Here is a 9,979-nt window from a genome sequence, read left to right as displayed (position 1 = left end):
CATGCCCATCTCCGAAGCCCTCTCCCAGCAAGCCGAAGCCGTCCGCAGCTTCAACCGCTTCTACACCCGCCAAATCGGCGTGCTCGACGAAGGTTTACTCGCCAGCCAGTTCTCGCTAACCCAAGCCCGCGTGCTATTCGAACTCGGCACGCGCAAAACCATCACCGCGAAAGAGATCGGCGATTTGTTGGGACTGGACGCCGGCTACCTCAGCCGCATGGTGCAAAACTTCATGTCGGAAGGTTTAGTAACGCGCCAACCGTCCAAAGAAGATGGCCGCCAATGGCTGCTTTCGCTCACACCCGAAGGACGCAAAGCGTTCCGCGAACTCGATCGCGCCTCGCACAAACTCACCGCCTCGCATCTTTCCCGTTTGTCGGAACCAGGTCGGCATCGATTGCTGACATCGATGCAAGAAGTGCAGCGTTTACTGTCACCCGCAAAAGAAACGGCAGAAATTACGGTACGCACGCATCGCATGGGCGATATCGGCTGGGCGATCGAACGCCACGGACAGCTTTATGCTGACGAATTCAACTTGAACAGCGAATTCGAAGCCTTGGTCACCACGCTGTTCGCGCAATTCGCCACGAAACACGATCCCGCCAAGGAACGCATGTGGGTGGCCGAAGTCGATGGCGAACGCGTCGGCTGCGTGTTCGTAGTGCGCAACGCAGACGATCCCAACATTGCGCAACTGCGTTGCCTGATCGTCGATCCGAAAGCGCGCGGCCTCGGTATCGGCAAACGCTTGGTGGACGAATGCCTCGCCTTCGCAAAAAGCGCCGGTTACCCAAAGATCATGCTGTGGACCAACGACCTGCTCGTCTCCGCCCGCCGCATCTACCAAGGCGCCGGGTTTTCGCTGGAGTCGGAAAAACGTCACCACAGCTTCGGCCACGATCTGGTCGGACAGGTTTGGTCGCGCGAACTTACCTGAGTTTTAGCCACTTACACGACCTATTTCGTGTTTCGACGGCCCCGCCTCGCGCCCGCCTGAACATAGAAAGCCCTGAAATTCCGATACCCGCCAACCGGCCAATACGGTAAATTCGCGCCCAGACGCCCGGGTCGTCAGCCGACCCGCGCCGACGGGGGATATCGTCATGGAATACCGAAAGCCGACGCTTAACCGCGGAGTTAATCCGCTGAAAATGAATTGGCTTTGGCGACTGAATTGCCAAGTCGGTTACGTCGGCGTGGACGACGTTATCGCCGCGTTGAACGACGTCGGTATTTATCCAAGCCGCGAACGCGCGCTGGGTTGGCTGAAGTCCGAAGGCGACGACGGTTATTTTCCGCTTTCCATTGCGGAGTTGGAGCAGAACATGCGCGCGCTGGCGAAAGCGCGTGCGATTAGGGATGACGAAGTGTTGGGGCGGGTTGTGAGAAATCAGCCTAAAATTTAATGACGCTTGCAATACGAAAAACTATTCAGGTTTGTGAGTTGTCAGTGCTTACCGTTCGTCATTCCGGCGAAGGCCGGAATCCAGTACAAATACGCGTCCGCAGGACACAAAACTTTTTTGCGTGCTTCGCACAACGAGTTGCGATTGGATTCCGGCCTTCGCCGGAATGACATCAGGCGTCATTGCCACATCGTGCTCCGCACTTTGATCTCGTTCTCCCGCCCCACCCCCGCCAACGCAATACCAATCTGCGAACTCATATCCTCAAACACGCAATAAATCTGCTCGCGACGCATCGTAAGTAGCGAATTGCCGTTCTTGTCGTCCTCTTCGGTGTATGCAATCGCCGCCATCAGATGCAACATCATCTGAAGGGTTTTCAGCTCCTGATAACTCTCTTCCGACAACACATAAAACTGCGGACCCGACGGTCCACCGTGCATGTCTTCCATAAATTTTCTCCACGCGCTTAGGTTACGCCGCGTATTGCGCGCGGCGTAAAGGGTTGCAGGGATTACCTGTCCGTCTTGTAGGAATCAGCTGCTTCCATTTCGACGGAAACCCACTATGGCCCGACACCACGCCGAAGGCGTGGTGGTGAAGTAATTGGAGCGATGCACCGCTGCGGGGGCACGGAAACGTGCGGGTGCCTTATGATCGAGCGTAACCATCATTGACTTCCTTGACTTAAGTTGGTGGTGGCCAGCGGATCGTTTGGTGGTCTAGACCAAGCGATCCGCGTTACTTCACTCATGTCGGGCGTGCCGCAATCATCGAATCGGATGAGCACGCCCGACAAACGAACCTTCGCACGAAGCTCGACACGCAGTCTGTCAGTGATAAGTGCTTCGGCATGCTGGCGAATGCCTACTCGATAGATGCGGGATAACTTGCTCTGGAGTTGTCCGTCAAATCTTGGCCGAGATGTTTGCGTCCGGCTGGAAGCAGAAATAACAGCTACGGCTATCCGTGCAGGTTGTTGGACACAGCAATGACGACCCACAAGATCGTAAGCGTCGCTATTCCAGCCAGCTGGATGCGCCCTTGTGATTGAAGGCAGTCCTTGTGAGTCGGGTAGCGACCTAAAGTTACAGTGAGCATCGCAAGGCGCCCTAAATGGAAAAGCACGAAGTTCCAGATAATCATTTCAAAAATGAATCTGGTAATTGCCTTTAAGACATCCACGATCGCTTCGCGCACGACTAGCCTCAAAGACGATAAATCTGAAGTGTCCGCCATGGGTCTGAAGCGGACTCCAACGCTCTTCGCGCGATGGGTGAAATGAACCCGTTCTATCCGGCGCCACCATCGTAGACGCGATTCGGGTCGTTAAGATTTGCAATTGGCGATAACCAACGGCTCAAGCACCTTCGGAAGTGTGCCTTGTTCATCGTCCTTGGATAATTCATCGTAACGCGGAATGCGTGCGCTTGGGTCACGCGCAAGGAATGACCGGTAGGCCTTCAGCATGCTACGCATACCCGCGAGTTGAGCTGGCATAAGTTTGCCTTTCTCACCGGGATTAGCTATCTGGTACGCCGCGCTTCCAAAGATAAATTGAACGACCAGCTCGGAGCCGTATTTGATGTGATCGTCTGGCAGTGGCGCAAAAACGCCCGGACAAACCACGTCGACTACATCTTTGCTTTTTTCTTCCCAGTCCATTAGCGCTGCGCGCAACGCTGGAGCATTTTCGTTGAGCGGTTGATCTTCGAGAAATCGTGTTACGGGAACGACTTTCGAATTGTCGATCAGCGCTGGGCTATCCGCTGCCGCAGCGGCTCCCGTCAATGCGCACAACACAAACACCGACGTTAAAAGCAAATGATTCTGCATATAGCTTCCCTGTAAAAGTTGACTCATTGACGTCGCAGATCGGTTACCCCGCCAAGGTCCGCTTTAGGTCGAAAGCCGACACTCGCCTAGGCGTCAAAGGTCTCGCCTAGTTGATGATAACCGTGTGCATCTCAGCGACCATCTCCCCGTCTCGAAACAGGCCGTAGAAGACGTCTCCTGCAGCCAAGCCGTTCGTTCCTTTTGTGAGGCAAATTACCTGACGAAGTTGATCGTTCGGCTTGAGTTCCTCAATCATCGCCGCCCAGTCGGTCCTATTCGCCGGATGCTGGACTCCCTGCAGCTCGATCGCGCGGAGCACCTCCTCTTGGGTCATGGGCACCGATACGTCGCAATGAGGTACGCCAAACCGCTTGGCAATTGATGAGAGATCCAAATTCGATGAACGATCCACTTTTGGAAAGACGGGCGAGTGAGCGCACGCCGAGCAAAGAAAAGTGACTGCTAGTGCTATTGAGATGGAGCGAAGATTTTTCACGTGATCCCTAGGTGAGCATGTCAGCTTTGGTTTGTGAGAGGTACTAGTCAGCTTAAACGCCCCGGCAAAGCATAAGCGCCGAATAATAAGAAATAGCAAATTCCACGAATGCGTAGAAGACGATGGTGAGACCAAGCCAAAAGGAATCCGCTGTACGAACCAACAGCGCCCGTATTAACAACATGCAGGCGGAAAGAGCCGTTAGCGCGACTGATGAGAGGAGAAGATAGATCCCGACGTCGCTGCAAGGCGAGGCGACAATGATCCACACAAGCCCAATAAAGAAGACCGCCACGGAAATGAAAAGCGTCCACTTCGCGACAGTCTTAAGCAGGTTCGACAGACGTCCATCCATGTTACTTAGCGACCGAAATGTCGAGGAGATTGGGAAGTTGGTTACTTCTTCAAAACGGGGGCAAGTTAAACGCTGTAAAGGGGACGGATGTAAAGGGGACGGAGGACGGATGTAAAGGTGATGTAAAGGGGACGGGATGTAAAGGGGACGGGATGTAAAGGGGACGGGATGTAAAGGGGACGGAGGTAGTTAAACGCAGCTAACCGGGATGTAAAGGGGACGGAGGTAGTTAAACGCAGCTAACTACCTCCGTCCCCTTTGGCGCAAAGAAGTGAACCTGACACCGTTTTTGGCGTATTACGATGGATCAATTGTTCGGTATTAGGCCTTGGGGCGATGAAGCGCACAGAGCTTATTTCCATCGGGGTCTCGGACATATGCGAGGTACAGAGTGCCCATAGCGGTTTCTCGAAGGCCCGGAGGGTCCTCAATCGATTTTCCGCCATGCACCACAGCGACATCGTGGAACTGGTGGACCTGCTCAGGAGAGTTACATTGAAAGCCGATGGTGCCCCCGTTCGCAAAACTTGCACTTTCGTCATTGATCGGTTCACCCACGACGAAAGTTCCGCCATTGAATCGGTAGAAAAGTCGGGCATGACCAGTCTTCGCATTATTCCGAATTGGCGCTCCGGCACCTAGTGTGCCAAGAACTGCGTCATAGAACTTCTTTGAGCGCTCTATGTCACTCGTCCCGACCATTACATGGCTAAACATTCATTGTCTCCAGAAAGTGTCTTGCTGGATTGCGCAGAAGTAATATTTGTGCCGCCTAACTACTGAATATACGGACTCCGACGTCCGGTCATACATGTTGCGACACGCTGCGTGGACCGCAACGCTGAGTGTAAAGGGGACGTGTAAAGGGGACGGAGGTAGTTAGGCGCAGCTAACTATCTCCGTCCCCTTTGGCGGATGGAACTCATTGGATTTCTGTTGCCATAGCTTTCGCCACCGCCTCAACAGAAGGAACTACCTTCGGGTGTGTGCCATGCCACAATCCGCCAAGGTATCCGGCCAGCGTGCGTCCATTGAGGAGATTCTTGAGCTCATCTGCTTTTGCCGCTCGGAGCAATTCGTGGCAGCGATACATGACAGATAAGCTCTCTTCGCCTTCGGGCTCGCCAGATTCGTTTTCCCACTCTCGCTGGGCCATGACAATAAGCTTCCCGATTGCCAGCTCTAAATCTGAACGATTCCTTGGCATTCGTGGCTCCTGTGACCCTGCGCACCATGTCCGCTTTTGGGTCGGAAGCGGACATCCAATCTGGTCTATTCCACCTTAGAAGTGGGATCGTACCTATCGATAATCTTCACGCATTCACCAAGCAGCGCTCGACGAAACTTTGCCTCGATCCGGGCAAGTCTGTCGTCAGTTTCAAGCATGAGGTCCGAGCGCCACAGAAGACGGGCACCGCCCAAAGGTATTTCTGGCGGAATGTTCGCAATAAAAAAAGCAAAAAGAGGATGCTCGCGCTGATAGGTCTCACCCAACCACGAAAGAATGTTCTCAATTCGAGCAGCCCCAACTGCAAGCCCAACCTGCAGCGAGAGTAAAGCTTTCGCTGCAGACACCAACTTCTTGCGCCGGGAGATCTCTTGCTCTGGAGTCATTCGTCCACCGATGCCAATCTCCGTTACGGTTAATGTTCGCTCTGGGTCGAAAGCGGACCATCCTCTCTCTATAAATTAGCGCAACGAGAAGAATCTTTATCGCTTTCGCCTAATACCCATTTTCGCCACCGCCGTGGGAGTACTGGTACTTGCCCCATTCCTAGACGCTTGAATTCATCAGGGGGCTTACAACGGCGCCAAACCAGAGAGCCATTTGTCCCGGCCTAATCTCCCGATGCTCTGTGTAACTTTTCGGAAGGCGAAACCGAACTGACTAAAAGAGAATCTTGGGGGGAGCCATGTCCGATTTGAATTTCAGCTGCACGCAATGTGGCAAGTGTTGTCATGACCTCAGGCTTCCGCTCACGCGCCTTGAGGCGATTAGATGGTTAGAACAGGGCGGAACGGTCGAAATCTTGTGCGAGGCGATTCCGTGGGTGGATGAACCCGCGGCATCCGATGCGCCAGCGATGCATAAGCGCCTCCGCTCCTTTCCGGCCCTGAGCGGCGAGCTTCCTATTCGGGTGATTGTTGTACTCGCGGCCAGCTTCAAGGGGGCTTGCCCTCACCTACTTCCCGACATGCGATGCGGCAATTATGACGGGAGGCCCCATGTATGCCGTATCTATCCCGCGGAAGTAAACCCCTTCATTTCGGTCATTCCCAGTCATAAGCAGTGTCCTGCCGAAGCCTGGGCGTCGCCTACCCCCTTTATCCGCGCCAATCAGGTCGTGGACGCGCAGACGCAGCTTCATACGACGTTGCTTCGCCACGGTGATCGGCACGATGTTCCGTTCAAGGCCTGGGCCTGTGCGCAACTGAATATCCAGAGCGCCAGCCTTTCGAACGAGGGGTTTGTGTCTCATCAACCTTCACGCGACACGTTACTGGATGTCTTACGGCAAGATATGCCCGATGACGACGCTACCGTCTCGCCCACCAGTTGGACCGTTGTGACGAATCAAGCCACGACATTGGATGCCCTTCGCATGGTTGGCGCCAAGTCGTTGTTTGCGACGGTGCTAAATCAAGAATCGCCTCAATATTTAGGCTTTTTGGCTGACACCCCTGCGACAGAGCCGCCCGCCTGTAAAGGGGACGGAGGTAGTTAAACGCAGCTAACTACCTCCGTCCCCTTTGGCTCGATTGTATGGATTTGGCCCCTGTTCCATCACGATTTTCCTCATTTCCCTATTCGATCATCGAAAAATGGGGCGGGTCATTCTTTCGGTCATGTACCCAACCCAGCCGAGCCAGAGCCCGACGCTATTAAGTCCGCTTCGGGTGGCGGCCTGAACCGGTCGATGCAAACTTAAGGTCGAAAGCTTAGCGACCCGAGTCACGCTGGATAACGGTCGCTATGAATGAGACCGTACAGCACGGTGTCCGTAATCTCCCCGTCGATCATCCATCGCTCGCGCAGATAGCCTTCGCGTTTGAATCCAAGGCGTTCGACCAGCTTGATCGATGGCTGATTGCGAGGATCGATATCTGCTTCGATACGGTGCAATCCAACTCGCTTGAGCCCATGTTCGATCAGCGCATCGGCTGCCTCAAGCATGTAACCGTTTCCCCAGTTCTTGCGACCAAGACAGTATCCAATCTCAGCGCGGCGGGACTGAGAGACCCCATTGAACAACCCACAGTCGCCAAGTATTTCGCCGGTATTCTTGAATTCAATCACGCAGGTCATGCTGTCGCCGACTCTCGAAGACTGCAATTTCTCCGCAACGCGAGCATGCGCCAGTTTGATATCCCGCATAGGCGCGAATGAAAAATAACGCACTGCTTCAGGATCGGACCAAATTTCGAAAAAGGCTGATGCATCTTCCGCGCGAAGGGGACGAAGGCGCAAACGATGGGTATCGATCTTTACAGGTTCAAACATGTCGAATTCTGTCTCCATCATGTTTCAGAGCGGCAGTTAAAACCAGAATGCACAACCCAGAAAGCGCTCTGCTTCCCATATAGACGGAAACGAAGTGTCGGCTTTGGGTCGAAAGCGAACCTAATTCGATCTTATCGTCAGTCGTTGTCGCAGGTCCTTACAGCGCGCTTCCAAGCCCATCATCGAAAGCTCGTCTCGATCAACGAACACATAGCGATGTCCAAACCGGGGTCCAAACCGGGATCAGAGTGGACTTTCCATGAAAGCCGGCTGGAGAAACGCACCCCGATTCCGGTTTTGCTACCTTGTGCTAATCCTACTGCGATGTCAGCATTCCCAAACCATGGAGTTGGAAATGTTGCATGTTGCGAAAGCTACTACTGGCAATATCGTCCCGCCCACCAATTTCAGTTGAGCAAAATCCGGCGAAGCGACACGATGCCGTGATGGTTCCCGGCCCAGGTATCTGCAACTTCATCGGGATGGAGTATTACGCCGGGATTCTAAACAGAACGTTCCTTGTATGTGGATTTAGGAGCTCCGTCTGTGGTGTTCGCATTCGAGGTGTCATAAGCAACCCTCTCTATTTGCCGCCCGCTCAGGCAGTCGATCCCATGGCTTATGTTGATCAAGGCCTGCTTGCACGCTACACGGATGTCACGTTGGAATCGATGGACCTAGTGAGCTTGGATGATGCAAATTTTCGCTATACGCGAGCAGACATCGAATCCATTTCACTTGATATGCAACCCAAATGGGGAATGGGCAATGTTTTATATTCAGGACGCGTCCTTATGAAACTGAAGGAAAGCAAGGCCCGCGAATTCATACTTCTCGGCCTACAGGATGTCCAGCAAGTTATAGATCAGCTCGCCTCATTCAACTGACGAATTAACCTGACACTTTCACTGGACCGGAATTGCGGGCCATACGTAGCGTTTGCTTTGCGTCGAAAGCAAACACTAGTGGAAGAAAAATCTATACCAAAGAAGAAGAACACCAGTGGCGAGTAAAAGCCACCGAGAAATGTCGGATACCGTTTAATACCCCGATTTTCTTGTGCTTAGATTTAATTGAAAGCGGCACTCATATTTCAGTTGGCGCCAAGCAGCAGGCGTATCACGACGAGGTCCGCAACGAAATCGTGGTCGCTATCGACCACCCAAAAACCCAGGCGCTCACCTTCTCCCAAAATTTCGATGTAGGAAAGTCGGAGCTCGCTCGATTCCTGCACAAATAGATCGTCAATAATCACTTGCAGATTGGGGACGCCAATCGTCCAGGAATTTTGGAGCTGCGAATACTTTCCGTTCGCCTGTATTTCTTTCGCAACTTGCCGTAGCAAGATTTCACTGACCATTGACTGTTTCCCGCACGCTCGTTGCGAGAAGTATTTATTGCGAAGCTTCGGCTTGACTTAGGCGAGTGCTATGCGGGTGTGAACTGAAGTATTAGGGACAAAGTGTCGTATAGCAGAAATGAAAACGGTTTGAAGACGGGGTCAGATTCACTTTTTGTTGAAAGCTAAATCGATCGCCGTCACTTTACTTCATCGCGAGGGAGCCCCTCACCCCAACCCTCTTCCTCGCTCCTCAAAACGCGGCCATCCATGGCCGCTCCCCGCGTCCCGAAGGGGAGAGGGAGCGAAGAGGGCATCAGGAAAGTTTGAATAACTTGCCGGGTACGTTCTGAAAATTGACCACGCTCGCGAGCATCGTGCCGCGCGTGTAGGTAAAGCTTTTATCGGTGGTCGGCTGGAAGAATTCGATGAAATCCAGGCTGCGTTTGCCGAGGACGAAGCCACCGATCAGCGGCGGGCTTACGGCGTACATCATCGGAATCAAAGCCATCATCGACGAGGCGGGCACGCCGATCAGGTGTTCTTCCAAGTCGCCTTCTTGCTGACTGTCTTGCGGGTAGAACCACAGCGGTGTGCTGATAAACAGGAACGAGTCCGGGCCCATGCTGGTGAGCAGGGTGCGCAGCAGCCATTTCGCAGTGTCGGCGGTGAGGTGCTCGATGACATCGAGCAAGCAAATGATGTTGTATTTGGCGAAGCGATCGGAAGGGATGCTTTGCGCGAGGCCGTGCCACACGTTGCGATAGATTTTGCGCTCGAACAATTCGGGGTTGTTGCAACTGCCCTCGAAACCGTCGACGCCGTCGACATGCCAATGCGCGCTAATCGGGCTGGCTTTGAGCAATTCGCCGAGACCGCCTCTGCCGAAGCCGATGTCGAGCACCTCGACCGGCGCGGCGTTGTCTTTCATGATGTGAAAGATCAATTCTTTCGGCGACGCGGATTCGCCGCCGGGAACCAGCGTGGAATTCACGATGGGATCGACCACTTGGTAATCTTTGACGATTTGGCGAAACATTTT

Annotated in this window: 13 protein-coding genes; 4 read left to right on the top strand and 9 right to left on the bottom strand. The window is 53.5% G+C overall.

Annotated elements, in window-relative coordinates:
* Position 1 precedes the first annotated feature (1 nt).
* A complete protein-coding gene (locus L0U79_RS04410) occupies positions 2-940 on the top strand; it encodes a helix-turn-helix domain-containing GNAT family N-acetyltransferase (protein ID WP_233840670.1) in 939 nt (312 codons plus the stop codon).
* Positions 941-1,106: 166 nt separating this feature from the next.
* Complete coding sequence (locus L0U79_RS04405) at positions 1,107-1,409, top strand: hypothetical protein (protein ID WP_233840669.1); 303 nt, start codon at positions 1,107-1,109, stop codon at positions 1,407-1,409.
* A gap of 179 nt (positions 1,410-1,588) precedes the next feature.
* Here L0U79_RS04405 and L0U79_RS04400 read toward each other — a convergent pair whose 3' ends face one another.
* The 6 genes from L0U79_RS04400 to L0U79_RS04375 form a co-directional block, all read right to left on the bottom strand.
* Positions 1,589-1,861: a hypothetical protein gene (locus L0U79_RS04400; protein WP_233840668.1), complete on the bottom strand. Its 273-nt coding sequence runs from the start codon at positions 1,859-1,861 to the stop codon at positions 1,589-1,591.
* 877 nt (positions 1,862-2,738) lie between these two features.
* Positions 2,739-3,245, bottom strand: coding sequence for a hypothetical protein (locus tag L0U79_RS04395; RefSeq protein ID WP_233840667.1), 507 nt, complete (start codon positions 3,243-3,245; stop codon positions 2,739-2,741).
* Between the two features lie 106 nt (positions 3,246-3,351).
* Positions 3,352-3,741 carry a hypothetical protein gene (locus L0U79_RS04390; protein ID WP_233840666.1) on the bottom strand — a complete coding sequence of 130 codons (390 nt, stop codon included), beginning with the start codon at positions 3,739-3,741 and terminating at the stop codon, positions 3,352-3,354.
* A gap of 676 nt (positions 3,742-4,417) precedes the next feature.
* Positions 4,418-4,813 carry a VOC family protein gene (locus tag L0U79_RS04385; RefSeq protein WP_233840665.1) on the bottom strand — a complete coding sequence of 132 codons (396 nt, stop codon included), beginning with the start codon at positions 4,811-4,813 and terminating at the stop codon, positions 4,418-4,420.
* A 205-nt stretch (positions 4,814-5,018) separates the two neighbouring features.
* On the bottom strand, positions 5,019-5,303 hold the full coding sequence (locus tag L0U79_RS04380) for a hypothetical protein (RefSeq protein WP_233840664.1): 285 nt from the start codon (positions 5,301-5,303) through the stop codon (positions 5,019-5,021).
* Between the two features lie 65 nt (positions 5,304-5,368).
* A complete protein-coding gene (locus L0U79_RS04375; protein ID WP_233840663.1) occupies positions 5,369-5,710 on the bottom strand; it encodes a hypothetical protein in 342 nt (113 codons plus the stop codon).
* 299 nt (positions 5,711-6,009) lie between these two features.
* On the opposite strand from L0U79_RS04375, the gene L0U79_RS04370 reads away from it, so the two are divergent.
* Positions 6,010-6,822, top strand: coding sequence for a YkgJ family cysteine cluster protein (locus L0U79_RS04370; RefSeq protein ID WP_233840662.1), 813 nt, complete (start codon positions 6,010-6,012; stop codon positions 6,820-6,822).
* A 227-nt stretch (positions 6,823-7,049) separates the two neighbouring features.
* Here L0U79_RS04370 and L0U79_RS04365 read toward each other — a convergent pair whose 3' ends face one another.
* Positions 7,050-7,598, bottom strand: coding sequence for a GNAT family N-acetyltransferase (locus L0U79_RS04365; protein ID WP_233840661.1), 549 nt, complete (start codon positions 7,596-7,598; stop codon positions 7,050-7,052).
* 362 nt (positions 7,599-7,960) lie between these two features.
* Between L0U79_RS04365 and L0U79_RS04360 the strand changes: the two genes are divergently transcribed.
* Positions 7,961-8,485 (top strand): hypothetical protein, encoded by a 525-nt coding sequence (locus L0U79_RS04360; protein ID WP_233840660.1) that lies wholly within the window; start codon positions 7,961-7,963, stop codon positions 8,483-8,485.
* 206 nt (positions 8,486-8,691) lie between these two features.
* On the opposite strand, the gene L0U79_RS04355 is transcribed toward L0U79_RS04360, so the two are convergent.
* Both L0U79_RS04355 and L0U79_RS04350 read right to left on the bottom strand, forming a co-directional pair.
* Positions 8,692-8,958 (bottom strand): hypothetical protein, encoded by a 267-nt coding sequence (locus L0U79_RS04355; protein ID WP_233840659.1) that lies wholly within the window; start codon positions 8,956-8,958, stop codon positions 8,692-8,694.
* A gap of 295 nt (positions 8,959-9,253) precedes the next feature.
* Positions 9,254-9,976 (bottom strand): methyltransferase domain-containing protein, encoded by a 723-nt coding sequence (locus tag L0U79_RS04350; protein ID WP_233840658.1) that lies wholly within the window; start codon positions 9,974-9,976, stop codon positions 9,254-9,256.
* Positions 9,977-9,979 lie beyond the last annotated feature (3 nt).

It is taken from the genome of Dyella sp. 2HG41-7 (assembly GCF_021390675.1).
Lineage (GTDB): Bacteria > Pseudomonadota > Gammaproteobacteria > Xanthomonadales > Rhodanobacteraceae > Dyella_B.
This window is presented reverse-complemented; position numbering and strand designations above follow the sequence as displayed.

Coding starts and splice junctions, on each gene's coding strand:
- L0U79_RS04355 (WP_233840659.1), bottom strand. CDS start 8,958: ATGGTCAGTGAAATCTTGCTACGGCAAGTTGCGAAAGAAATACAGGCG.
- L0U79_RS04405 (WP_233840669.1), top strand. CDS start 1,107: ATGGAATACCGAAAGCCGACGCTTAACCGCGGAGTTAATCCGCTGAAA.
- L0U79_RS04410 (WP_233840670.1), top strand. CDS start 2: ATGCCCATCTCCGAAGCCCTCTCCCAGCAAGCCGAAGCCGTCCGCAGC.
- L0U79_RS04400 (WP_233840668.1), bottom strand. CDS start 1,861: ATGGAAGACATGCACGGTGGACCGTCGGGTCCGCAGTTTTATGTGTTG.
- L0U79_RS04375 (WP_233840663.1), bottom strand. CDS start 5,710: ATGACTCCAGAGCAAGAGATCTCCCGGCGCAAGAAGTTGGTGTCTGCA.
- L0U79_RS04380 (WP_233840664.1), bottom strand. CDS start 5,303: ATGCCAAGGAATCGTTCAGATTTAGAGCTGGCAATCGGGAAGCTTATT.
- L0U79_RS04365 (WP_233840661.1), bottom strand. CDS start 7,598: ATGTTTGAACCTGTAAAGATCGATACCCATCGTTTGCGCCTTCGTCCC.
- L0U79_RS04360 (WP_233840660.1), top strand. CDS start 7,961: ATGTTGCGAAAGCTACTACTGGCAATATCGTCCCGCCCACCAATTTCA.
- L0U79_RS04370 (WP_233840662.1), top strand. CDS start 6,010: ATGTCCGATTTGAATTTCAGCTGCACGCAATGTGGCAAGTGTTGTCAT.
- L0U79_RS04395 (WP_233840667.1), bottom strand. CDS start 3,245: ATGCAGAATCATTTGCTTTTAACGTCGGTGTTTGTGTTGTGCGCATTG.
- L0U79_RS04385 (WP_233840665.1), bottom strand. CDS start 4,813: ATGTTTAGCCATGTAATGGTCGGGACGAGTGACATAGAGCGCTCAAAG.
- L0U79_RS04350 (WP_233840658.1), bottom strand. CDS start 9,976: ATGTTTCGCCAAATCGTCAAAGATTACCAAGTGGTCGATCCCATCGTG.